This is a genomic window from Patescibacteria group bacterium (assembly GCA_028717685.1).
Lineage (GTDB): Bacteria > Patescibacteriota > JAQUNI01 > JAQUNI01 > JAQUNI01 > JAQUNI01.
In genome coordinates this window covers 569,421-594,981 of sequence record JAQUNI010000001.1, presented here as the reverse complement: position 1 = coordinate 594,981, position 25,561 = coordinate 569,421, and the positions used below count along the sequence as shown (strand labels likewise).

The window sequence follows — 25,561 nt, the reverse complement described above, 5'->3', positions numbered from 1 at the left end:
AACAAGGAGGTAGTACAAATAAAATGGACCTCAATAAAGTAATGATTATCGGGCGCTTAACCCGCGATCCGGAAACCCGCAATATCCCTTCGGGAGATGCGGTGGCTAATTTTGGTATTGCTACCAACCGCGTCTGGACAAATGCCCAGGGTCAGAAACAAGAAAATGTTGAATATCATAATATTGTCGCCTGGCGCAAGCTAGCCGATATTTGCGGTCAATACTTAAAAAAAGGGGACCGAGTTTATATTGAAGGCTCGCTCCAGACTCATGACTGGGAAGGCCAAGATGGCATCAAGCGCTATCGCACCGAGATTATAGCCCGGGATATGATTATGTTATCCCCGCCGCGCACCCAAGGAAGGTCTCCTTATCCTAATCAGCAAGCCGCACCCGCTCCTACCGCCACGGTAACTCCCCCCGCCCCCGCCTCCGAAATCCCCACCATTAATGTAGAAGAGGAGTTAACCAGAGAAACGGAGAATGAAACAATAACATCTGAACAGGAGGCGAAACCGCGCGCTCCAGAAAAAAAGGAAGAAGATGAAGGCATTAGCATTGAAGATATACCGTTTTAAAAAATAACTGATAAATTGTACTAGTAATCAGTGACAATTTTTAATATTTTACCAATTACGGATTACTGATTACTAGTTACTAACTCATTTATGCAACCTAAAAAATATTGTCGTTTTTGCGTTGACCCCAAGAAAAATATTAACTACAAGAATGTAGAATTAATCAAACGGTGCTTGTCTAATTATGGTAAAATCAGACCCAAAAAGAGAACAGGCACTTGTTCATTCCATCAACGCAAATTAGCGCGCGCGATTAAAAATGCCCGCTTGATGGCCCTTCTTCCTTACACAATTAAATAAAACTCCACTATGCTGGATATCAATGATTTAAAAATTGGCACCAATATTGAATATAATGGCGAACCCTACACAGTGATTGCTTCCCAACATGTTAAATTGGGCCGCGGCGGCGCAGTGCAGCAAACAAGATTGAAAAATCTCATCAAGGGAAATGTCCTTAGTAAAAACTTTAAGGGCAACGATAAATTTCAAGAGCCGGATATTACTAAAAATAAGGTTCAATTTTTATATAAAGACAGCAAAATTTTCTATTTTATGGATGAAAAGACTTATGAACAGTTTGGTCTCCCGCAAAAAGAAATTGGTCTGAAGGCGCAATTTCTTAAAGAAGGAACAAGCACTGATGTCTTAATCTTTAAGGGTCAACCAATAACCATTGACCTCCCCCTGAAAGTAGTGCTTGAAGTTGTTGACGCGCCTCCGGATGTGCGCGGCGACACAGCTCAAGGAGGAACCAAACAGGTCACCTTAGAAACAGATGCCAAACTAACCGTTCCCCTGTTCATTAAGAAAGGAGATAAAGTAAAAGTAAATACGGAAACAGGGGAGTACGTAGAGCGAGCATAAAATTTTTTAATAACGAAAATAAAAAATAACCTAACATCGCTTAAAGGTTATTTTTTTATTGGATTTAATCCTGTCTTGAATTTTGATTGCTCAATTGTTCTATTGTTCGATTGTTGACCTTATCTTTTGGAAAATAAAATGAACCTGTAACAGTTGAGCAATGGAACAATCGAACAATGGATTCAAAAGTTATCCACAACCTAAACCTCTGCCTTTCTTTGCTCATTCACTCTCTCCCAAATCTTCTTCTGAATCATCTCCGCGACCTTGGGATTATTTCTTAAATATTGCTTGCTCGTCTCTCTGCCCTGTCCCAGTTTCTCCTCGTCTAACTGATACCAAGAACCGCTTTTAGTTAAAATTTTATAAAATACTCCCATATCAACCAAATCCCCTGCGTAAGAAATTCCTTCATTATACATAATGTCAAATTCGCAGGTTTGGAATGGCGGCGCCACTTTATTCTTCACTACTTTCGCTTTCACGCGATTGCCGATAATCTTATCGCCTTGTTTAATTTGCGCCGCCCGCCTCAATTCAATGCGCACCGAGGAATAAAATTTTAATGCCTTTCCTCCCGTGGTATCCTCGGGATTACCGAAAAAAACGCCGATCTTCATCCGTGTTTGATTTAAAAATATCACCGTGGTTTTGGATTTAGAAATAGCCGCAGTGAGTTTCCTTAGGGCTTGGCTCATTAAACGCGCTTGCAAGCCCATGTGGCTGTCCCCCATCTCGCCTTCAATCTCAGCCCGAGGAGTAAGAGCTGCTACCGAGTCCACTACCACCACGTCAATCGCGTTGGAACGGACTAAAGTTTCTACAATCTCTAAAGCCTGTTCACCCGTATCCGGCTGGGAGATAAAAAGATCATTGATATTCACGCCAATCACTTTAGCATAATCAGGATCCAAAGCGTGTTCCGCATCCACAAAAGCCGCTACTCCTCCGCGCTTTTGCACCGTAGCGACAATATGTTGAGCTAACGTCGTTTTGCCGGAAGATTCAGGGCCGAAAATTTCAATCACCCGGCCTCGCGGCACGCCGCCAATACCAAGAGCAATGTCCAGCGAAACTGAACCAGTCGGAATCGCTTCTACCTGCATAATCTTTGCTTCACCCAATCTCATAATTGAACCCTCGCCGAACCTCTCTTTAATCTGGCTCACCGCCATTTCCACGGCTTGGGATTTTCCCTCCTCCATAGTATTAATTTTAGTCATTTTATTTCTTCTCCCCTCCTGAAAGAAAAGAGGATAAAAAAGATTAATTTATTATAACCCACGAAATATTAGAAAGCAACTTCTAAAATTAAGGATAAGTGCTATATTCCTTTTTCCAAGGAATATCCCCCTTCCTAAATTCTGTTTTGAGTTTGCGTTTCACGATTTTCAACATTCCCTTTAAAGCAGGAAAATTCTGCACACTCAAATCAGCATAATTCGCGATAAACTCTGGCGCGTCATAAGTTTTGTAACCTGCCTCTGCAAGTTGGGTTAAGGTCTCTAACTTATCCAGCGCCTTTACGAATTTTGCTTCCGGGGTTAAACTTTTCTCATACTCAAACCATAAATCATGAATTTCGCGGCTAAGTCCTAAGGGTAATTTATTTTTGATCTTTTTAATCGCTTTAATTTCAAGGCGATGTTTCTCTTCTTTGGAAAATTCCTTTCTGCCAATCTTAACGGCATCAATATCTCCTGTGACGGATTCAGCAATGTCATGGACAAGGGCGACTCTGACAGCGCGATTGCTGTCTAAATCCAATTTTAATGCTTCAGCGACGAGAAAAGTCATCAAAGCTAGTCGCCAAGAATGTTCTGCGCTGGATTCCTTGCGTCCGCTCGCGAGCGAGGTATACCTCAAGGTGGATTTTAAGTGTTCCACCTGATGTAAAAAATTAAACATTTTCTCCAAATTTTTTGCTTTGATTTTGTAAGACATAAATTAATTTTTATCTGGTATTTTAAGATCCTTTGTGAATTCTACATTTCGAACCACATCCCCGTTTTCACCTAAATTTCCTAAATCCTGACCATTAAAGACAATATAAGTATTGCCCGCGCTCCCGGAGGTAATCGTGATTTTATCGCGCGCCTTAAACTCCCGCGAAGTTTCCGGCAACATTGTCCCCTGAAAAACATTAGTCCCGTCCGTATCTACTGAAATCCAAGTCGCGCCCTCCTTAATCTTAACGAGCAATGATAACTCTTGGAGTTTTTCCTCCTTATTATTTTCTTTCGCCGCGTCCATTACGGCGCCCGCATTCGCCGGCAAATAAACTAAAACATTCCTTGCTACTCTGCGTTCCCGCCCTATTTTATTCCGCGCTAAAATCTCAATGGGGTTCACGCCTGCGTTGAGAATAATCTGCTCCCGAAAATTGCCCTCCTCGTCCACAAAAACCGGCTGACCATTAATAAAAACTTCTGCCTCTTTCTCGCTCTCCCCTGCAACCACCATGGAGTCGGTAGTCACCTTTTCATTCTCCTGCGGAGAAATAATCTTCAGTGACGGCGGGGCAGAAAACCCCGAGAGTTCCCATCCCAAATAGATAAAAAACATCACTATCCCTAAGGCGATAAAACCGAATTTGACTGCCTTTGGGCTGATATTCAAAAGAGAAACTCTCTTGATTTTACTTTGATAAACCAGATTTTCCTCCGGATGAAGATTATCTAAAATATTCCGCTCTGTCCTATAATATCGTAAAATTGTCTCCTCTGGAAGCCCTAAAAAACGAGCATAATGCTTTAAAAACCCCCGCACATAAACAGGAGGAGGCAACCCCTGCAAACTTTCCGCCTCTAGAGCTTTAAGATAACCGAAGTTAATCTTGAGGCGATGCGAAACCTGCTTAAGACTGTAGCCCATGCTCTTTCTTTTCTTCTTTAAAATCTCGCCAAAGGTTTCCCCTTGAATTTTTTTAGAACTAAAACTGGTCATTGTTTTAAATATTCTAAATCCCTATTATCATTTTAACTTTTTATGGAATCATTGGCAAAAGTGTAGCTCCGCCTATTTGAGATAAAAGCGGTCTTTTTAACTTGTGGAGGCGGATAACCTCCCCTTGACTTTTTATCTTAACACAAATAAAATAAAGTTAGAACTAAATATAAGAATTAAAAAAAACCCTGTAAATAATTTTAACTATAATTAAGGGTTTTTATATTTTGTAAAATTAAAATAAATAGAAATTTTAACATTTTACACTATCGTTTTGATGGTTCGACTTTATTCACCATCAATCTTGAGCGCAGTCGAAAGATTGATTTTTAATTTTTGCATTCAATATTATGACCACTAAATACATTTTCATCTCCGGCGGCGTAATCTCTAGCCTAGGCAAAGGGATTACCGCCGCTTCCATTGCTAAACTTTTACAAGCGAAAGGCTATCGCGTCACCAATGTCAAATGCGAAATGTATGTTAATATTGACGCGGGCACGATTCGACCGACTGAACATGGCGAAGTCTTTGTCACAGACGATGGCATTGAAACTGATCAGGATATTGGCTCTTATGAAAGATTTACAGAAACAGACCTTAACGCTTCCAATTTTTTAACCACCGGTCAGATTTATGAGGCGGTGATTCGCCGCGAAAGGAACCTGGAATATGATGGGGAGGATGTGGAAGTGGTGCCTCACGTTCCCGAAGAAATTATTTGCCGCGTCAAGGAAGCGGGGAAAAAAGCTAAAGCTGAATTTGTGATTGTTGAACTCGGAGGCACGGTCGGCGAATATCAGGGGGTACTTTTTTTGGAGGCAAATCGGATGATGAAATGGGAAGACCCCAAACACGTCTCCCATGTCCATGTTTCTTACCTCCCTATTCCCTCTACTGTAGGAGAGATGAAAACCAAACCTGTCCAATATTCTGTCCGCACTTTAAATGCCGCGGGTATCCAGCCTGATTTTGTAATCGGCCGCGCTGCCCGGCCTTTAGACGAGAAAAGGAAAGACAAAATTTCCGTCTTTTGCAGCGTGCTCAAAGAACACGTAATTTCTAACCCGGATGTAGAATCAATTTATGAGGTGCCCCTCATTCTGGATGAACAAAAATTAGGCGAAAAAATTCTCGCCCACTTTCATCTTAAACCAAGAAAAAACGACCTTGCGGCTTGGAGAAAATTAGTGCAGACAATTAAAAACGTCAAAAGAGAGGTAAAAATCGGTATTGTGGGAAAATATTTTCAAACCGGCGATTTTACGCTGGAAGATTCATACATCTCGGTCATAGAAGCAATAAAACACGCCGCTTGGGCTAATCATTTAAAGCCAATTATTCAATGGCTTGCCAGTGAAAAATATGAAAAAAACCCCAAAGATTTAACCGAGCTAAAAAATTACGATGGCGTCATCGTGCCCGGCGGGTATGGTTCACGAGGTGTGGATGGAAAAATTTTAGCCATCCAATATCTGCGGGAAAATAAGATTCCTTTCTTGGGCTTGTGCTACGGCATGCAACTCGCCACTATAGAATTTGCCCGCAATGTGGCGGGGATGAAAAACGCCCACACCACAGAAATCAATCCTAAAACCTCTTATCCTGTGATTAGCTTAATGAGCGAACAAAAAGAATTTTTAAAAAACAAAAAATACGGGGACACGCAACGTCTGGGCAATTATGCGTGCGAGATTCTGCCAAACACAATCGCGCGCCGCGCTTACAATAAAACCCACATTGCGGAACGCCACCGCCACCGCTATGAATTTAATAACCAGTATCGTAAAATATTAGAGAAGAAGGGATTAGCGGTCAGCGGAATTAACCCGGCAAGAAATCTCGTAGAAATTATTGAACTCGCCTCGCATCCTTTCTTCTTAGCCACCCAATTTCACCCCGAATTCACTTCCCGACCCCTGCATCCACATCCGTTGTTTCTGGAATTTATTCGCGCGAGCGCGAAAAGAATCAAGTAAGGAGATTAAATAAAAAAAACGATTCTTCTTATTTCAATTACAAAATCGGGCTTTTGCCCGATTTTTTTAACTTCCTGATTCCTGATTCGCGTATTAATAATTCCCATTATTCCTTTCTTCATCTTCAAAAGTTTTAATCCGTTCCAGATCCTCTCGTAAGACCTGATTCCCTGTATTCTGGGATTCGCCATTGGCATTAATAATCTGCACATTCCCTTTAGTTAAAATCTCTCTCGGCTTCGCGCCGTCTGACGGCCCCACAATCCCCTGCTCCTCTAAATAATCTAAAAGCCTGGCGGCGCGGGCATAACCCACCTTTAAGCGACGTTGTAAAAGAGAAGCTGAAGCCTTGCCGGATTGAATTACTAAATTTTTTGCCTCTTCAAACAACTCATCGTCAATTTCTTCCTCCCCCTCGGGCAAAGGGACACCCCCGAAACCCAAGCGGCCTTGTTTTTCCGTTACTTCAGGATTGAACTCGGGTTCTTCTCGTTTGCCTAAAAATTTCACCACTCCCTCAATCTCTGAATCCGATACTAAAGCACCCTGAATCCGTTTAGGTTTACTTTCTGTGGAGGAAATAAAAAGCATATCACCGTTACCAAGGAGTTTATCTGCGCCCGCGGTATCGATAATTGTCCGCGAATCAATGTGGCTCGCGACATTAAAAGCAATTCTACTCGTAATATTAGCTTTAATTAAGCCTGTGATGACATCAACCGATGGTCTTTGAGTGGCAACTACAAGATGAATCCCAGTCGCCCGCGCCATTTGCGCCAGCCGCACAATAGCGGCTTCAACCTCATTAGCGGCCACGGCCATTAAATCGGCTAGTTCATCAATAACAACTACAATATAAGGTAAACGTTCTTCCGGAACACAAGCCGCATTAAAGCCTCCTATATTTCTCTTCCCTGCTTCCGACAAAACTTGAAAACGGCGGTCCATCTCTTTAACAGCCCATTTTAAAGCATTAACGGTCTTTTTGGGTTCCGTAACCACGGGCGTTAAAAGATGAGGGAGATCATTATAACTAGTCATCTCTACTCTTTTAGGATCCACAAGAATAAATTTTAATTCCCTTGGCGAACGCTGATATAAAAGACTTAAAATAATGCCATTCAAGCATACGGATTTGCCGCTGCCGGTCGCTCCTCCAATTAAAAGATGAGGCATCCTCTCCAAATCCGTAACTACCGGATGCCCCGCCACATCTTTGCCTAAAGCAATCTTAAGATCAGAATTTAAACCGTAAAATTGATCAGAAACAAGAATATCTTTAAGGCGCACTAAAGCCACCTCTTGATTAGGAACCTCAATCCCCACCAATGACTTTCCCGGAATCGGCGCTTCAATACGGATCGGATGAGCGGCAAGGGCGAGAGAGAGATCGTTCTGGAGAGTAGTGATTTGTCTAAGCTTCACGCCCGTCGCTGGCTTGAGGGTGTATTGGGTCACAGTGGGCCCTATATTCACCTGATCCATTTCCACCGCAATGCCAAAATCCGCTAGAGTCTTTTGAATAATCTGCGAGCGCAATCGGATATTACCCGATACTGGCTTGCCTCGCGCTTCTTTAAGGAGAGTAAGAGGGGGTAGAATCCAACTAGTATCAATGAAAGATTCTGCTCTCTTACTGCTTGCTATATTTAAATCCACATCCACAGGTAAATGAATCTGGGGCCGATCTTTCTTTTGTTCCCGCCGCATTGCTTTTTCAATCTCTGCGGTGCTCATTAAATTCGGCTCGCCATCCAAATCCCTAATCGCAACATCATCCCCTTGCCCGAATTTCAATTTCGCGCCCAATAAATGAGCTTTATTTAGTCCCTCTTTTGTAGTTTGGGCCACACCCCTTAAAGAAATATTAAACATTAAGAAGACGCCTAGAACAAAAAGTCCAACTACCAAAACCAAACTACCCCCGAGGCCTAAAAATTTCTGGGGAAAAAAGGTGGCCGCAAAACCTAAATAACCGCCGCCGGCGATTCCTTTCATCTCCTGAAAACCCAAATTGCGGGCTAAAATCAGCTGGAATAAAGCGACTAAATTTACTAAAAACAAAGCCGCACCGAGATAATTCCATTTACGCAAATGATAATGTTGAGCTCTCAAAACAAAATAAGCCAAGATCAAAATAAAAAATGGGATAAAAAAATAAGACCAGCCAAAAAGATTAATGAGAAGAAGTTTACAATATTGTCCTAAAATGCCGGCACGACCAAAGACACTTAAAACCCCTAGAGCGCCGCTTATGAAAAACAAGATTAAAACCACTGCCCGTGTCATACGGGGATTAAGGCGGGAAATTAATTCCTCATGGCTCTCTCCCATAATGCTTTGTTTTTTCGGAGGCCGACCCCTTCTTCTGCTTTTTGCTCCTTTGGGTCTGCCCCGGCGCCGCGCGTTCGGAGAATGAAACATAAGATCCATTTTTTTAATAAATAAACCAGACCAGTATTGACCACCGATTAAAATCGGCGGCTTCCTCTAACGAGGTAAGGGAATTAAATAAATTATAACATTTTTTGTTTTAAAAAACAAAAACAACCTCTTTTCAACAAAAAGGTTGCACACCTTAAATTATTCTAAATTCAAAATGAGAGGCTTTACAATTTGATAATGTATATAAACCCTTAAAAATATTACCCCAACAATATCAAAAGGCTTGACATAAAAAGACAACCTAAAAAACTTTTTAGGCAATACTTTTAGACATCTCTTCTAAAACCTGTGCCCGCCGGGATTAAACGACCAATGATCACGTTTTCCTTTAATCCTTCCAGTTTATCTTCTTTATTCATCACCGCGGCCTCTATGAGCACCCGAGCAGTTTCTTGAAAGGAGGCAGCGGATAAAAAGCTTTCGGTATTTAAGGAAGCCTTCGTGATCCCCAAGAGAAGATGTTCGCCTGTAATCTCTTCGCGACCTTGTTTTTTTAATGCCTGATTCGCGCGTTCAAAACGCAATTTATCTATGATAGCGCCAGGGATGAAATCGGAGTCTCCGGGATTTTCCACGCTTACCTTGGAAAACATCTGACGCGTGATAATTTCAATATGTTTATCATTAATATCCTGACCTTGGGTAGAATAAATACGCTGTACTTCACAAATAATATATTTCTGCACTGCTTCCGCGCCCGAAACCTTAAATAACTTGCGTAAGTCTAAATAACCTTCGGTAAATTGATCACCCCTTATAACCTCCTGCCCCTTTTCTACCCATAAAGGTGTTTCCAAAGGTAAAAGATGTTCTTGAGCCGCATTTTGTTCTCTTACCACGGATAATTCTTCCCCTTGGATCTTCACAATACCAGCAGCTTTAGCTTTAATCTTCTGACCTTTATCCGAAATAGCCAATTCTTCACCAGCCTCCACATAACTACCATTCTCTACTCTTGCTTTTTTGCCTTGCAGTGAATAACGGTCAGTGATGATGTCTTTAGTAAATATCCTGACGATTTTTTGATCACCGCGGTTTTCAATATCCATGATGCCATCCACTTCCGCCATGACTGCTGGATTTTTGACGGGTCGGCATTCAAAAAGTCCTTCCACCCGAGGTAACCCTTGAATAATATCTCCTTCCGCCACACCTCCGGTGTGGAAGGTGCGCATCGTAAGCTGGGTCCCTGGCTCCCCGATGGATTGAGCGGCAATAATCCCTACCGCTTCCCCTAGCCTAACCAACTGTTTGTGCCCGAGATCCCAACCATAACATTTTTGGCAGATACCCTTTACTGTCTTACAAGTAAGGGACGAACGGATATAGAACTCGCCAGGATCAATCTTGGCGATTTTCTTCGCTTGCTCCTCATCAATAAGATCGCCCTTTTTCACAATAATCTCGCCTGTTTTCAAATCGCGCAAATTAGTTAAAGAGACCCGACCGGTTACCCTTTCAGCGATGGTCTCGCCCATTTCTTCGGTTTCCTCTCTTGTAATTAAAAGTCCCTTGGTATCGCCGCAATCCCCATCCCGAACCACCATATCCTGCGCCACGTCCACGAGCCTTCTGGTTAAATAACCCGCGGTGGCGGTGCGCAGGGCAGTATCCGACATTCCCTTCCGCGTGCCATGAGTGGAAATGAAATACTCCAATACCGAAAAGCCTTCTTTAAAGCTATCTTTCACCGGCAATTCAATGGTCTTGCCGGCAGGATTAGCAACGAGTCCCTTCATCCCAATCATTTGGGAAGCCTGGCTCCAGCTCCCTCGCGCTCCAGAATCCAACATTGAGTATAATGGCCCATATTTATCTATTGCTTTCTCGGCTTCCTTGGTAATTAAATCTTTAGTGCGAGCCCAAATCTCTAAAACCTTGGTATAACGTTCCTCGTCGGTTAAAAGTCCTTCCTTAAATTGCCTGTAAATCTGATCTACCTCTATATCCGCCTTTTTCAAAATCTCTTCTTTCCTGGCAGGAATCTGAAGGTCATTCATCCCCCAAGAAAGCCCTGAACGAGTCAAATATTCAAAACCCATGTCCTTAATGTCATCAATCAGTTTAACTGCTCGTTTCCGACCATATCTCTTCAGGCAGGAATCAATCAAATTTTTCAATGCCTTTTTATCCATGACTTGATTTTGAAACCTTAAAGCGGGAGGTAAAATTTGATTAAAAATAATTCTGCCCACGGAGGTCTGAACTTTCTCCCCCGAATTCATTCTTGCAAAAATCAGGGCTTGAATATCAACAATCCCTTCCTCATGCGCCAATAAAGCTTCCTCGGGCGTAGCAAAGATCTTGCCTTCCCCTTTCGCTTTTTCTCTAATTCTTGTCATATAATAACAACCCAACACAATATCTTTAGAAGCAGTAGTGATTGGTTCGCCGGTTGCCGGCTTGAGTAAATTGCGCGAGGAAAGCATAATCTTCCTTGCTTCCTCCCGCGCCATCCGCGTCAAAGGAACATGGACTGCCATCTGATCGCCATCAAAATCAGCATTAAAAGCGCTACACACCATAGGGTGAATTTGAATTGCCTTACCTTCGATAAGAATAGGTTTAAAAGCCTGAATACTCAAACGGTGCAGGGTTGGGGCGCGATTCAAAAGGACATACTGATCGCGAATTACCTCTTCCAAAATATCCCAAACCTCCGGAGTACCAGCCTCTAAAAGTTTACCCGCCGAGCGGACATTATGGGTATATTCTTTTTGAATAAGTTTAGAAATAACGAAAGGCTTAAAAAGCTCCAATGCCATTTTTTTAGGAATGCCACATTGATGCAACTTCAGTTTCGGTCCCACAACGATTACGCTGCGACCAGAGTAATCTACGCGCTTCCCTAAAAGATTTTGTCGGAAACGGCCCTGCTTGCCTTTGAGCATATCCGCCACCGATCGCAAAACTCTTTTTTGTCCTGTAGTAGAAGAGGCCACCTTGCCGTGCCGCGCTTCATTGTCAATTAAAGCATCCACTGCTTCTTGCAACATTCTTTTCTCATTACGTTTGATTACTTCCGGGGCATTTAATTCCTGCAATCTTTTTAAGCGATTATTGCGGTTGATAATGCGCCGATACAAATCATTAAGATCGGAAGCGGCGAAACGTCCTCCATCAAGTTGAACCATAGGTCGAAGATCGGGGGGAATGACCGGAAGCTCGGTTAGAATCATCCACTCGGGACGAATCTTAGCTCGAATCATACCCTCTACTAAAGAAATCCTTTTTTTAAGCCGCTTCTGCTCTGTAGAAGATGCTTTTTTAAACTCTATGTTCAATTTTTGCGCCAACTTCTCCAAATTAATTTTAGCTAAAATATCTCGGATTGCGCCCGCGCCAATTCCCGCCTCAAATACCTCGCCATACTTTAAGGAAAAATTACGGTATTGCAATTCGGAGATGACGGCTAGACGTTTAATGCTAGCAAGCTCTCGCTGGGCAAGTAACACAGCGCCCGACAATTCTTCAAGCGCTTTTTCCCGTTCTTTATGCTTTGCAATAATCTTTTGATCAAATCCTGCCTCAATCTTTGCCCTCTTGCTTTTTGTTTCGAGGCGCGAGAGCGCCTTGCCTTTCTCTTGTTTTAATAAACTGACGACTTCCTTATATCTGCGAATGATATCTTCTCGTTTCACTTTTAACTCTTTATTAATCTGCACCCTCGCTTTTTCTCTCGCTTCTTTATACACTTTAGTAATAATATAACTTGCAAAATAGACTACTTTTTCCAAACTCTGTACTCCGAGATTCAGCACCAAGCCAACCTTGGAAGGCACGCCGCGCAAAAACCAAATGTGGGATACGGGAACGGCTAGAGAAATATGCCCCATTCTCTCACGACGAACAATGGAACGGGTTACCTCCACGCCGCACTTGTCGCAGACAATTCCTTTATAACGAATCCTTTTGTATTTACCGCAATAACACTCCCAATCTTTCGTGGGACCAAAAATCTTTTCACAAAACAGCCCATCCTTTTCCGGTTTACCGGTGCGATAATTAATGGTTTCAGGACGAGTGATCTCTCCATATGACCAAGCAAGAATTTCTTCAGGAGAGGCGAGTTTTAATTTGATTGCTCTAAAAGGGGTAATATTAGACATTTTGGTATAGATAAAGCTCCACGGTCTTGAGCCTGTGGCATCTTACAAAAAAAATTAAATCTCGTGGAGCGGCCCCGCTACCACCCGCCTCAGGCGGACTGGCGGGGAGATAATTGTATCTCAATTAAAAATATTTAAAGAAGAAAAAGAATAAGAATGCGCTTAAAAATATAATAACTGAAAATTCAAAAAGGAAATAAGGATTATCCCACTTTAAGAAACGGTCTACCCAGGCTTTATTACTGCGTTGACTTGTAAATTCGTCTAACTGTTTTTTGGTAAAGCCATGAAAACCACTCTTAAAGCTCAAGCTGTAGTATTGATTGGAAAACGGCCAAAACCAACGAATGCCCCAAGGCGAACGAACGCTGTCCAAGATTAAATGTGACAAAGAGGCAAGGAAAAAAGTTGCGCCCCAAACTTTACTCCCAAAGAAAAAAATTAAAACTGCGATGACGACATAAGGAGATAAGCTATGGGTTAGGACCTGGCGGTGCTCATGGCTATATTTTGCGGGTCTGATGCCAAAACGCGCCAAATAATATACATAATCAATGTCAGGAAAAACAGAAGTAATCATTCCAAAAACCACCATTTCACGCGTCAAGGGAACTTTCAAAATAAAACTGCTCAATATAGAACCTAGGACACCGAAAGCTATATGGGTTGTGGGAAGATACATAATCACGAAGCCACAAAGTAATCGCTTTGTGATGATGACTTTGTTAAAATTTTGAAAAAGACCTTTACCCGGAAAGGGATGACTTCGTTAATTTGATCCTTTGGATTCTCTATCTTCTGCCCCGACCAACTCTACATTTAAACACAAACCTTTCAATTCTTTCACTAATACGTTAAAAGACTCGGGTATATTCGGTTGTTGGATCTCCTCGCCTTTAATAATAGATTCATAAGTTTTAGAGCGCCCCAAAACATCATCAGACTTAATCGTTAGCATCTCCTGAAGGGTATAGGCGGCGCCATAAGCCTCAAGCGCCCAAACTTCCATTTCCCCAAAGCGCTGACCGCCAAACTGGGCTTTCCCGCCTAGGGGCTGTTGAGTAACTAAAGAATAAGGTCCTATGGAACGTTGGTGCATTTTGTCTTCCACTAAGTGATTTAATTTCATCATATAAATCACCCCCACTGTCACCTTTTCCATAAAGGGTTGACCAGAGCGACCATCATAAAGGGTCACCTTTCCGTCAGGAGGTATACCCGCCTTTAGGAGCTCGCGGCGCACAATCTCTTCAGGCACTCCATCTAAAACTGGGCTCGCCACCCGATAACCCAAATCTCTCGCCGCCCACCCAAGATGGGTCTCCAAAATCTGTCCGACATTCATCCGTGAAGGCACTCCCAAGGGAGACAAAATAATATCCACTCCCGTCCCGTCTTCTAAGAAGGGCATATCTTCTTGGGGCACGACGCGCGAAATAACCCCTTTATTGCCGTGACGACCCGCCATTTTATCACCGACTTGAATCTTTCTTAAATTTGCTACGCTTACTTGAATAGTTTTAATTACCCCTGTCGGCAACTTATCTCCTTGATCACGGGAAAATATCTTAATGTCCACAACCTTGCCGTGTTCCCCGTGCTGCAAATATAAAGAGGTATCCTTGACATCTCGCGCCTCTTCACCAAAGATAGCTCTCAAGAGTTTTTCCTCGGCAGAAAGGTCACTTTCCCCCTTTAAAGTCACTTTACCTACTAGGATATCTCCCGAGGATACTTCAGCGCCGATGCGAACAATTCCTTCTTCGTCCAGATCTTTTAAACGTTCTTCGCTAACATTAGGAATATCACGCGTGACCATCTCGGGTCCCAACTTGGTATCCCGCACATCAATAGAAAAATCTTCAATATGAATAGAACTATAGCGATCGGTTTGCACGACTCGATCGGAGATTAAAATTGCATCTTCAAAATTTCCCCCTTCCCAAGCCATAAAGGCGACAAGAAGATTTTGACCCAAAGCTAATTCACCATGATCCGTGGCCGCGCCATCTGCTAAAACATCCCCTTTCTTTACCCTCTGACCCTTATTTGCCAAGGGACGCTGATTCATGCACGTGGAGGCATTAGAGCGGTCAAACTTCAATAAAGGATAATTCTCAATTTCGCCACCCTCTGTTAATAATTTTATCTGATCCGAGGAAACCTCAATAACCTTGCCCTCGCTTTGCGCCACCACTACCTGTCCGGAATAAAGCGCGGCCGCGGATTCTGTCCCTGTGCCGACTATAGGGGCTTCAGGTATAATACAAGATACGGACTGACGTTGCATATTCGTTCCCATTAAGGCTCTGCTGGCATCGTCGTGCTCCAAAAAAGGAATTAGAGAAGTGGTAATGCTCACAATTTGACGCGGCGAAACATCTACATAATCTATCTTTTCCGAGGAACGGATCGTAGGCTCGCCCTGAACGCGACAACGCACATTATGTTCCAAAAAATAACCTTTTGCGTCTAGATTCACGGTCGCCGGCACAGTCACCGTTGCCTCCTCGGTAAAAGCATCGAGGTAAACTATCTCGTTGGTGAGGTGAGGTTTAACTGTGATTTTTTCTAACGGCATCTTTGCTATTTCCCGCGCTGCCTTTAAAGTAATCTCCTCGCCGTCTCGCACAATAATTCTCCCCTTTTTATCTTGAAAAGTCCCCCGCGCAATCTCGCCGCTGGTTTCTCCGGATTTATTTTCCACCTCCCGCACTACCTTGCGATAGGGCGTTTCGATAAAGCCATACTCATTGAGGCGAGCGTAACTCGCTAAATGTCCGACAAGACCAATGTTCGGCCCTTCAGGCGTGGCAATAGGGCAGATCCGGCCGTAATGCGAACGATGAACATCGCGCACATCAAATCCTGCTCTTTTCCTATGCAACCCGCCCGGTCCCATTGCGGACAATCTTCGCTTGTGTTCCAGTTCCGCTAAAGGATTTGTTTGGTCCATAAACTGAGATAATTGCGAAGACATAAAAAATTCCCGCACCGCCGCAATTACTGGCCGAGCGTTAATCAGTTGAGAAGGTGTGATGACGGATAAATCCATCGTGCTCATCCGATCATGGACAATTCTCTCCATGCGCGCCAAACCGACACGGAACCGATTTTGAATAAGCTCCCCCACAGCCCGCACCCGACGATTCCCAAGATGGTCAATTTCATCCAGCTCGCCCTGGGTATTATTCAAACGGATAATCTCACGAATAATCGCGACTAAATCCTCCTTCTGCAAAACCCTCCCCTCTTTGCTTATCGGCGCATTGAGACCGAGCCTCTTATTCATTTTATAACGGCCCACCCTGCCAAAATCATAGCGGTCAAAATTGAAAAACATCGCATAAATTAAAGAGCGGGCGTTGTCCGCGGTAGCGAGATCTCCTGGACGAATTCTTTTGTAAACTTCCTTCAATCCCTCTTCCTGATTTGTAGCGTGATCCTTACTAATCGTCACTTGAATATAGGATAAATCCGGGTGCGCATCCACTTCTTTAAAAAGGCTTTTGATTTCTTCATTGGTGGTGTAACCAAAAGCACGCAGAAGGCTCGTCACCGGCACCTTTCTTTTGCGATCAATTTTCACTGCAATGACGCCTTGGGAGTCAGTTTCAAATTCCAACCAAGCTCCGCGGTTAGGAATTACTTTCGCCCCGAAGAGTCTGCGCTCCCCGTTGAACTCCGCGGTAAAAAATACGCCCGGAGAACGGATTAGTTGTGAAACCACTACTCTTTCCACGCCATTAATAATAAAAGTACCTCGGGGTGTCATTAAAGGAAAATCCCCAAGGTAAATTTCTTGCTCCTTAATCTCGCCTGTTTTCTTATTCACTAACTCCACTTGGCAACGCAAAGGAGATTCAAAAGTAGTATTACGGGACTTTGCCGTCAGTTCATCATATTTAGGTTCATCCAGATAATAGTCTTTCAAATATAATTCCAGCTCTTTGCCGGAATAATCTTTAATCGGCGAAATTTCATCAAAAAGCTCCCTTAAACCTTCGCTTACAAACCAATCATAAGATTTTGTTTGGATTTCAATGAGATTAGGCAATTCCATCACCTCATGATTCGTAGTAAAATATTTCCGCGGCGGAAATTTATTTACTTCATTGGAGAATTTACTTGAAGTTATAGTTTTCTTATTTTTTATCTTTTTAATAGAGCGCATAAAATTAATGCCGCAAATAAAAAATAAATTGTGGGAGCTACAGATGGAATACCCCATCTCTCGCTTTAGTAAACGCCCTGTATGGCGCTTCTGTGGCAGCTCCTTAAAACCCGCATTATTCCGCCAATAATAGCTATAATAAAATGCAAATAAAACAAATCTCCTTTTGGATCAACCAAAAACGAGTCTTTTCGGAAAGACTAACAGTCCGAAACTAATATATTATTTTCCATAGATTAAGTGTAACATAAGTAAAAAGGCTGTCAAGGGTATTACTCATCTTTATCACTATACCGGTTTATATTGATAAAAGGGAACGACAGGTTTGTCAAATCCACCCCCAGGAAATCTCTGGAAAATTTGCTTCACTAAATCTTTGCCTTCTTGATATCTTATTCCTTTTACTGGGATGTTTAAAGCAAAGCCCAAGGCATTAGTGCAGGCGACGCCAACGCGCACGCCCGTAAAAGAGCCCGGTCCGCGCACCACGCCAATACCCTTTAAATCTTTCAAGATTAATTTATTTTGGGACAACAACTTTTCCACCGCAGGCAACAGCTTTTCCGAATGATTTTGGTAAATATCTGAATCAGTTCTATCCAAAATCCCGAGAGTATACGACACAAGGGCAATCGTGAGTTTATTATTTAGGGCAGTATTGATAAATAGAAACATAATATATAAATCCCAAGCACCAAATCCCAAATCCTAAATAAATTCAAAATTCCAATTCTCAAAAATTCAACTTTTCATCTATGTTTTTAATTTTGAATTTTGGCTATTGTAATTTATTTAGGATTTAGTGCTTTGAATTTGAAATTTATCTTCTTTATATAGTATAATAATAGCGGAGGCACAAATTTATGTATCAAATTATTCTCATTCCTTTAATTGTCGGCTTCGTCGCCCAAGTGCTTAAAATCGCGATTAAACTCGCCAAAGGGCAAAGCTTTAATCGCGGTATTCTAATCGGTTACGGCGGTATGCCCAGCACCCACACAGCGTTCTCCCTTTCCGTCTTAATCTTGATTGGCCTTTATGAGGGTATCTTTTCCAGTATTTTTGCTGTGGCTATGGTTTTTACAATATTGATTGTCCGCGACGCTTTGGGTTTAAGACGTTATCTAGACGAACACAGTAAGGCAATTAATAAGCTAGTATATGAACTGTCTGACGACAAAAAAAATGGCTTTGTAATCCAAAGAGAGAAAATTGGGCACACTCTATCAGAAGTGCTAGGAGGGGCAATTTTAGGAATCATTCTTACCCTTTTGTTATACTGGTTTTTACCGTGAACCCCGTTAAACCCCGTCTAGAAATTTCTTTCTAGTAGGGTCGACATCTACATTTTTTCCGCCACTTTGGCGGCGGCTTTCTCTAACGGAGTGAACCGATCAAGTATTTTTCTAACCTCTTCCCGATCGTCCCAAGGGATAAATCCATACTTGACTGCCATTACCCTCTCGCAACCCTTGCCCGTGATAATCACAATGTCTCCTTTTTTTGCCTTCCGGATTGCCTCCTTTATTGCCTCTCTGCGATCTAGAATGTGCCAACAGTTCCCTTTTTCTGTTTTTCCACCGCCCGCGGTCACGCCAGTAAAAACCTGATTCACAATTTCTTGCGGGTCTTCGTCATAAGGGTCTTCATTCGTCACAAAAACTAAATCGCAATACCGCGCTGCTAAACGACCAAGTTCTGGTCTCTTTTTTTTATCGCGGCCACCGCCGGTCGCCCCTAAAACCGCAATCATTCTTTGGTGCGGCATCGCTTTCAAGGTTTCATAAATATTCTCTAAAGCGTCTTCTGTATGCGCGTAATCCACAAAAATGCGAAAACCTTGATGATTTGAAATTTCCTCAAGCCGACCAGGAAGGCCATTGAAACGCGTCAAGGCTTTTTGAATCATCTCGGGAGGCACATTCTGGGCTAGACCCACGCAAATGCCAGCTAAGGCATTATAGATATTATGTTTACCGGCAAGAGCTAAACTATAGAGCCTGTCCCCAACCGTAAAAACAGAACCTTCAGGATACAGTTTGATATTTTCAGCGGTAATCTGATCCGTCACTCGATCATCCCGTGCTCTTTCCGAATGCGCCCCGTAGCCATAAATTTTTTTCGCTTGATATCGCAAAAAATATTCGGCATTAGAATCATCTAAATTAATAATACTCGCGCCATCCTTCTTGATGCTCACAATTTTAAATAATTCCTCTTTTGCCTGGCGGTAAGCCCCAAAAGAGCCATGAGACTCAATATGGTCGCGGGTTAAATTAGTAAAAACGGCAATATTATAATCAATCCTGTAATGGCGAAACTGTTTGATACCTTCGGAGGTAGTTTCAATAATCGCGTAATCGCATTTGTTTTCCACCATTTGAGAGAGCAACTTTCGCAAACGAAAACGACCGGGCATTCCCTGTTTGGTATTATTCTCCCAAGTCCTTTTCCCATCTTGAAAGTCAATGGAAGTAGTCATCCCCACGCGAAATCCCCCTTGCTCTAAAATATCCCGAATCATATGGCAAACCGTAGTTTTGCCATTCGTGCCCGTCACCCCGATTACAATCATTCGGGAAGAAGGAAAGTGATAAATCCAATCCGCTAAAACTGCTAACATTTTATGATAAAAAAGAAGCCAGGATTCAGGAAAAGATTTTTTAATTAGTTTTTTAATCATTTAAATAGGCGATATATTTTATACCAAGAATGATTAAGCGCGAAATCATAAGTGCCGGCATAATTGACTTCCCTGCCCCCAAAACCCTTCTTAAATCTGGTAATACCTACCCAAGAACTCTGCTCATCATTGGTCTTTATTCCTAATTCCTGATTCCTGATTCCTAATTCCGACATGATTCCCCAAAAATCATATTCCCTGCAACCAAACCGTTTTGCCTCTCTAATCTGTTCCCATTGCAAAAGGTGCGGCGCCATCACATTGCGATTCGCATTACCCGAGGCGCCGTGCAAGTAGGTCGCTCGCTCGCCCCAGAACAAAACTAAATTTGCGGCTAAAACCTTTTCTTGTAATTCAGCCAAAAAAATCTTTAAAATCCCTTCTTTACCCAAAAAATCCACCATTTTTTGATAATAAAACTCCGGATGAATCTTAAATCCATCTCTTTGCGAGGTTTCTTTAATTAAGCTTAAAAAAATATTTAAATCTGTCTGTTCTACGCCTTGCCTGACGCGTACCCCCTTTCTTTGCGCTAGACGAATATTATAGCGCGTTTTAGGCTTCATCTGGGCTAAAATTTCTTCTTCTGACCCTGTAATATCCCAAATTAAAGTGCTTCTGGGTTGAATATCCTTGGGAGATTGAACAACCTTGCCTTTCAGAAACTCTGGCAAGTGTAAATCAGGATAATCAAAACGGAAAAAAACTGCTCTTTCTTTTTGAGCTACTTCTCTTATCTTCTCTGACAACAGCTTCCAACCAACTAATTTTAAATTTTGAATTTTAAATTTTGAATTTTCAAAAACCGGTCCCCTCGGGCAATACAAATAACTCCTGCCCAAAGGCAGTCTATTTTTGATAATCAAAGCGGAAAAAACTAATTTTCCCGCTTCTTCTATCCCCACGCGCCAGATGTCTCTACCTAAATTCTTTTGCAACTCTCCCCATTCCCAAGATTGCAAAAAATTACTGCCTCCATACTGAACAATAAAATTGTTCAACTCTTCTTTTTGATTTATTTCAACAATTCTCATTTATTTTCCTAAATTCTGCAAAGCCCATTTGATTCTTTCCGAGGCAAGGATTAAACCTCTTGGCGCTTGCCGCAAAGCCTCGCGGGCTTCTTTTTGGGAATAGCCAAGATGAATTAAAGCGTCTAAAGCCTCTAAATCCTGATTGCCACCCCCCAAAGTGATATCTGCCGGTATTTTAGTCTTCAGTTCCAAAATAATCCTTTCCGCGGTTTTTTGACCCACTCCAGAGACTTTAGTGAAAATACTTTTATCTTCCGTGATAATCGCTGTCTTTAAAGTTTGCGTATCCGCTTGCGCCATCACGCCAAGTGCGGATTTCGGCCCAATGCCCGAAACTGACATCAAAAGCTCAAAAAAATCCAAGTCCTGAAAGTTCAAAAAGCCATACAATTCCTCTCGATCCTCGGAAACATGATGGTGAATAAATAATTCTTGCTCCTCGCCTTCGGCATTCAAAGATTCCAGCACATTCTGCGGCGCAAAAATCTTGTAGCCAATATTATTCACTTCTAAAATCACAAACTTATCCGTTTTGATTTTAATTTTGCCGTGTAAATAAGAAATCATAAAAGTTGAATCAGGAATTAAGAATCACGAATCAAAGGAATTATCTTTATTTTAGCCTAAAGAAGAAGCAAAAGCAAATAAAAAACTGAACTCCTTCTTATAAAGTTCAGTTAACTTGTCCCCTTCCAAATATCTGATTAAAGAACCAGCTACTCATCAGAAAACTTCTTTATAGTTTGGTCGCGATACCCTGCCGCGCAGGCTTTCTCTTCATTAATGTCTTTTAATAAAGATATTGCGGCATTTTCTTTATCATGCACTTTTACAAAATTATATTTTCCCATACTCCAAGAGTACCAACCATCAGTGATTTTATTTTAAGGACTGTCTTTCCCCCTTCTTCTATAAAAACACCTAGGAATATGTATAATGCTCCTGTCTCGGGATCCTTCAGCAAGTCACCAGACTTAAGTTCCCTTTCCACAGCTTATTCCTCCTAAAAAACAAAAATGCCAAATCAAAAAGAATTCTTTTCAGAGTCGAAACGAAAATTGCGTTGAAGGCACATTCTTTGCAGCCTCAAATCCCTTCCTTAATTTACCTATCTCCTTCATAAATTCTTCTAAGGGAATCGGTTCCCAATCTTCTATATCCACGGTACCATCTTCTCCATCTTCACCGATGACAATTAGATCACCCGAGCCAGTTGAAACGTCCTTACTCACAGCCAAAGAATTGTCTGCTTTATTTCTCCATAACTGCATCAATTATCACTCCTTTCTTTTTCTATCTATGCTACAATAAATAATACAACTCTAAATTTTACAAAAATAACCTTTTTATGTCAATATTCAAACTTAAATCCCCTTTCAAGCCCGCTGGCGATCAGCCGCAGGCGATTGAAAAATTGACGCGAGGCGTCAAAAAGGGCTATAAATATCAAACTTTACTTGGCGTAACCGGCAGCGGCAAAACGTTTACGATGGCTAATGTAATCCAAAACATTGATCGTCCGACTTTAGTGATCTCGCACAACAAAACCCTCGCCGCGCAACTCGCGAGCGAATTTCAAGAATTTTTTCCCGAGGCGGCCGTACATTATTTTGTTTCCTACTATGACTACTACCAACCTGAAGCCTATATCCCTCAATCCGATACCTATATTGCCAAGGAAAGCAATATTAACGAAGAAATAGATAAATTGCGCCATGCCGCGACCTCCGCCCTCCTCACCCGCCAAGATGTGATTATTGTGGCTTCAGTATCCTGCATCTATGGCTTGGGTTCGCCTCAAGAATACAAGGACCAAGCCGTCGCCTTAAAAATCAAAACTCGCATGAACCGCCAGGAAGTCTTGCGCGAACTCACCCGCATCCAATATTCCCGCAACGATCTTGGTTTTACGCGCGGCACCTTCAGGGTCCGCGGCGACACCCTGGAAATCTTTCCCGCTTCGGAAGATAAAAAAATAATGCGCGTTGAATTCTTCGGGGATTTGATTGAGAACATCTCTTCAGTAAACCGCTTAACCGGAAAAAAAATCCAGAGCATCTCGGAAATCGAAATCTTTCCCGCGCGGCACTGGATTACCCCTCTTCAAGGTATAAATAATTTTTTGGTTCAGGTAAAAAAAGAACTTAAAGAACAAATCAAATTTTTCCAAAAAGAAAACAAACCTCTGGAAGCGGAAAGGATCGAACAAAGGACGCGCTATGACCTGGAAATGATGCGCGAAGTCGGCTATTGCAACGGCATTGAAAACTATTCCCGCTACTTGGATAATCGCGCTCCGGGAGAGCCGCCCTCCACCCTAATTGATTTTTTCCCGCGAAACTTTCTTCTTTTCATTGATGAATCGCATATGACCATACCGCAAATCGGCGGTATGTATTTTGGAGATAAATCGCGCAAAAAAATGTTGATTGAATATGGATTTAGATTGCCTTCCGCTCTAGATAACCGGCCCTTAAAATTCGCTGAATTTGAGAAAAAAGTGCGACAGTCAATCCTTGTTTCCGCCACGCCGGGACCATACGAAATCCAGAATTCAAAACAAATTGTGGAACAACTCGTTCGCCCTACCGGGCTTTTAGATCCAGCAATAGAGGTGCGACCCATAGAGAACCAGATTGATGATTTAATAAATGAAATCAAAAAGAGAATCGCTAAAAAACAGCGCATTCTGGTAACTACTTTAACCAAGAGAATGGCTGAAGAACTGGCGCAATATTTAGAAGGAGTCAATCTTAGAGTGCATCATCTCCATTCCGAGATTGATACCATGGAAAGATTGGATATTTTGAAAAAACTGCGCCAAGGAATATATGATGTTATCGTCGGTATTAATCTTTTGCGCGAAGGATTAGATCTGCCGGAGGTATCCTTAGTCGCTATTCTAGACGCGGACAAAGAAGGATACTTGCGCAGCGAAACCGCCCTCATTCAAACTATGGGCCGCGCCGCCCGTCATATTGACGGCAAAGTGCTGATGTATGCTGATAAAATGACAGGCTCAATGCGCCGCGCTATCAGTGAAGTGTCTCGGCGGCGTAAAGTTCAAGTAGCTTATAATCAAAAACATAAAATTACTCCGCGGGGCATCCAGAAAAAAATCAAGGATTTTCTGCCAACCCAAGAAATCCAAAAAACTAAAAAAGAGGCATTGGATCTTCAAAACATACCCCCAGAAGAACTGGCATACCTCATTCACGAATTAGAAGACGAAATGGAATTAGCCGCCAAAAATCTTGAGTTTGAAAAAGCCGCAAAATTAAGAGATCAGATTAAACAGTTGAAACATAAAAAATAATTCCTTTCCAATCAAATTCCATTTTTAAACAATGAAAGCCATATGGAAATATTGCCGTAAAATTATGTTTAAAAATTAAAACATTGAAAATTTAATAAAAATTAAGAAATAAAAATTAAAAATTATTCATAAGCAAAAATTTGATCATTTCACTTGCCTATGCTATATTGAAACCAATAATAAATTCATTGAATCTAATATTTATGCCCAACAAACAAGCGGCTAAAAAATATTTAAGAAAAACGAAAAAAAGAACCGCAAAAAATCAGCCAATTAAAAATAATCTAAAACGACTAGTTAAAACGATGCGCAAGCTCATTGCCGACGGAAAAAAAGAAGAAGCAAAAGTGAGTCTCCAAAAGACCATTAAAGCCTTGGGTCAGGCTGCGCAAAATGGCGTCATTAAAAAAAATACCGCCAGTCGCAAAAAATCGCGGTTAACTTTGGCTTGGAACAAAATCGCAGCGCAAAAATAATCTTTAAGCGGTCGCGCCAAAAATAAACATCTCTAAACCGAAAACAGGATTTACTTTCCCTGTTTTTATTTTTATGTCCAAGTCTAATAATTTTTCATAAATTCTTTTCAACTCCGAAAGGCTGAATTTGGCAGCCGCCGCCAGATTTTTTTGAACCACGAAAGGATGTAAATGCGTTTCCCGAATAATGCCCTCTCTCTGCGAACCTTGTTCTGCTAGGTCCTTGATTACGAGCAAGTTGCGAAAGGCGTATGCGATCATTGACGCGAGGTAAAGTTTGTCTGTGCCGAGGTTAAATTGATCGTAGATGAATTTTAAAGCTGGTTCACGTTCTTTTTGTGACAAGGCATCCACGAATTTAAAAATATCTGTTTCTAATTTAGGTTTAATAAGCAGTTCTATATCCTCTAACCTCACTTCTTTTTTGGCTCTATAAGCTAATAATTTTTCCAGTTCATTGTTGATTGCGTCAAGATTACTGCCGAGACGAAAACTAAGTTCCGCTATCGCTTCTTTTCCAATTGCCCCTCCCGCTCTGTGCGCCTGCTCCTTAATCCACTCCTCTCTCTTATAATCTGACAATAAATCAAACTCCTCTTTTTTGCCTATTTTGACCAATGTTTTAAAAAGATGACGGCGCGCGTCAGGGACTCCCTCCTCCCAAAATACTAAAACCGTGGAAGCGGGGATATGCTCCTGCCCTAGAAAACTCATAATTTTTTCCTGCTCCTCTTTTTTCGCTTGGGAGAGATTTTCCAAGATCACTAATCGCGTCTTCCCCAAAAAAGGCATCTGCCGCACCACATCGCGGAAATGGCTAAAAGTAATATCCTCTTTTAAAACAGTGAGATTTAAACCCTGCCTGTCTTTTTCTAAAAATTTCTCTCTAATCTGTTTTAATTTTTCCCGCGAGCGAAAAGTGTCTTCGCCGTATAAAAAAAGAATCATAATACT

21 protein-coding genes are annotated in these 25,561 nt (G+C 41.9%); 7 read left to right on the top strand and 14 right to left on the bottom strand.

Translation table 11 applies throughout. The features are described from left to right. Positions 1-23: 23 nt before the first annotated feature. The 3 genes from PHW01_02945 to efp all read left to right on the top strand — a co-directional run bounded on the left by PHW01_02945 (position 24) and on the right by efp (position 1,445). On the top strand, positions 24-578 hold the full coding sequence (locus PHW01_02945) for a single-stranded DNA-binding protein (protein ID MDD5626935.1): 555 nt from the start codon (positions 24-26) through the stop codon (positions 576-578). Between the two features lie 90 nt (positions 579-668). Next, a complete protein-coding gene (gene rpsR / locus PHW01_02940) occupies positions 669-878 on the top strand; it encodes a 30S ribosomal protein S18 (protein MDD5626934.1) in 210 nt (69 codons plus the stop codon). 9 nt (positions 879-887) lie between these two features. After that, a complete protein-coding gene (efp, locus tag PHW01_02935; protein ID MDD5626933.1) occupies positions 888-1,445 on the top strand; it encodes an elongation factor P in 558 nt (185 codons plus the stop codon). 200 nt (positions 1,446-1,645) lie between these two features. On the opposite strand, the gene recA is transcribed toward efp, so the two are convergent. The 3 genes from recA to PHW01_02920 form a co-directional block, all read right to left on the bottom strand. Continuing rightward, the gene (gene recA, locus PHW01_02930; protein ID MDD5626932.1) at positions 1,646-2,668 is read right to left on the bottom strand and encodes a recombinase RecA; all 1,023 of its coding nucleotides are present in this window, start codon (positions 2,666-2,668) and stop codon (positions 1,646-1,648) included. Positions 2,669-2,756: 88 nt separating this feature from the next. Beyond that, entirely contained in the window at positions 2,757-3,389 is a 633-nt protein-coding gene (locus PHW01_02925; GenBank protein MDD5626931.1) for an HD domain-containing protein, read from the bottom strand. Positions 3,390-3,392: 3 nt separating this feature from the next. Further along, complete coding sequence (locus PHW01_02920; protein ID MDD5626930.1) at positions 3,393-4,391, bottom strand: DUF4115 domain-containing protein; 999 nt, start codon at positions 4,389-4,391, stop codon at positions 3,393-3,395. Positions 4,392-4,741: 350 nt separating this feature from the next. Between PHW01_02920 and PHW01_02915 the strand changes: the two genes are divergently transcribed. Beyond that, positions 4,742-6,370, top strand: coding sequence for a CTP synthase (locus tag PHW01_02915; GenBank protein MDD5626929.1), 1,629 nt, complete (start codon positions 4,742-4,744; stop codon positions 6,368-6,370). A gap of 93 nt (positions 6,371-6,463) precedes the next feature. On the opposite strand, the gene PHW01_02910 is transcribed toward PHW01_02915, so the two are convergent. From PHW01_02910 to tsaB, 5 genes are all read right to left on the bottom strand, one after another. Then, positions 6,464-8,794, bottom strand: coding sequence for a DNA translocase FtsK 4TM domain-containing protein (locus tag PHW01_02910; protein ID MDD5626928.1), 2,331 nt, complete (start codon positions 8,792-8,794; stop codon positions 6,464-6,466). Between the two features lie 287 nt (positions 8,795-9,081). After that, positions 9,082-12,924 (bottom strand): DNA-directed RNA polymerase subunit beta', encoded by a 3,843-nt coding sequence (rpoC, locus tag PHW01_02905; protein MDD5626927.1) that lies wholly within the window; start codon positions 12,922-12,924, stop codon positions 9,082-9,084. A 124-nt stretch (positions 12,925-13,048) separates the two neighbouring features. After that, complete coding sequence (locus PHW01_02900) at positions 13,049-13,606, bottom strand: metal-dependent hydrolase (GenBank protein ID MDD5626926.1); 558 nt, start codon at positions 13,604-13,606, stop codon at positions 13,049-13,051. 87 nt (positions 13,607-13,693) lie between these two features. Continuing rightward, positions 13,694-17,098, bottom strand: a complete 3,405-nt coding sequence (locus PHW01_02895) for a DNA-directed RNA polymerase subunit beta (GenBank protein ID MDD5626925.1) — start codon at positions 17,096-17,098, stop codon at positions 13,694-13,696. A gap of 288 nt (positions 17,099-17,386) precedes the next feature. Continuing rightward, positions 17,387-17,773: a tRNA (adenosine(37)-N6)-threonylcarbamoyltransferase complex dimerization subunit type 1 TsaB gene (gene tsaB / locus PHW01_02890; GenBank protein ID MDD5626924.1), complete on the bottom strand. Its 387-nt coding sequence runs from the start codon at positions 17,771-17,773 to the stop codon at positions 17,387-17,389. A 188-nt stretch (positions 17,774-17,961) separates the two neighbouring features. Here tsaB and PHW01_02885 point away from each other — a divergent pair, with 188 nt between their 5' ends. Then, entirely contained in the window at positions 17,962-18,393 is a 432-nt protein-coding gene (locus PHW01_02885; protein ID MDD5626923.1) for a divergent PAP2 family protein, read from the top strand. Between the two features lie 47 nt (positions 18,394-18,440). Here PHW01_02885 and PHW01_02880 read toward each other — a convergent pair whose 3' ends face one another. From PHW01_02880 to PHW01_02860, 5 genes are all read right to left on the bottom strand, one after another. Next, positions 18,441-19,781: a UDP-N-acetylmuramoyl-L-alanyl-D-glutamate--2,6-diaminopimelate ligase gene (locus PHW01_02880; GenBank protein ID MDD5626922.1), complete on the bottom strand. Its 1,341-nt coding sequence runs from the start codon at positions 19,779-19,781 to the stop codon at positions 18,441-18,443. After that, on the bottom strand, positions 19,778-20,815 hold the full coding sequence (locus PHW01_02875) for a peptidoglycan bridge formation glycyltransferase FemA/FemB family protein (protein MDD5626921.1): 1,038 nt from the start codon (positions 20,813-20,815) through the stop codon (positions 19,778-19,780). Before PHW01_02875 ends, PHW01_02880 begins: the two co-directional genes overlap by 4 nt. After that, on the bottom strand, positions 20,816-21,382 hold the full coding sequence (gene ruvA, locus PHW01_02870) for a Holliday junction branch migration protein RuvA (GenBank protein MDD5626920.1): 567 nt from the start codon (positions 21,380-21,382) through the stop codon (positions 20,816-20,818). Between the two features lie 149 nt (positions 21,383-21,531). Next, positions 21,532-21,666, bottom strand: a complete 135-nt coding sequence (locus PHW01_02865; GenBank protein ID MDD5626919.1) for a hypothetical protein — start codon at positions 21,664-21,666, stop codon at positions 21,532-21,534. A gap of 189 nt (positions 21,667-21,855) precedes the next feature. Further along, positions 21,856-22,086 carry a hypothetical protein gene (locus tag PHW01_02860; GenBank protein ID MDD5626918.1) on the bottom strand — a complete coding sequence of 77 codons (231 nt, stop codon included), beginning with the start codon at positions 22,084-22,086 and terminating at the stop codon, positions 21,856-21,858. A gap of 77 nt (positions 22,087-22,163) precedes the next feature. On the opposite strand from PHW01_02860, the gene uvrB reads away from it, so the two are divergent. Continuing rightward, entirely contained in the window at positions 22,164-24,131 is a 1,968-nt protein-coding gene (gene uvrB, locus PHW01_02855) for an excinuclease ABC subunit UvrB (protein ID MDD5626917.1), read from the top strand. Positions 24,132-24,334: 203 nt separating this feature from the next. After that, entirely contained in the window at positions 24,335-24,607 is a 273-nt protein-coding gene (rpsT, locus tag PHW01_02850; GenBank protein ID MDD5626916.1) for a 30S ribosomal protein S20, read from the top strand. Between the two features lie 3 nt (positions 24,608-24,610). Here the strand turns inward: rpsT and holA are convergent, their stop codons facing one another. Then, positions 24,611-25,555, bottom strand: a complete 945-nt coding sequence (gene holA, locus PHW01_02845) for a DNA polymerase III subunit delta (GenBank protein ID MDD5626915.1) — start codon at positions 25,553-25,555, stop codon at positions 24,611-24,613. Positions 25,556-25,561 lie beyond the last annotated feature (6 nt).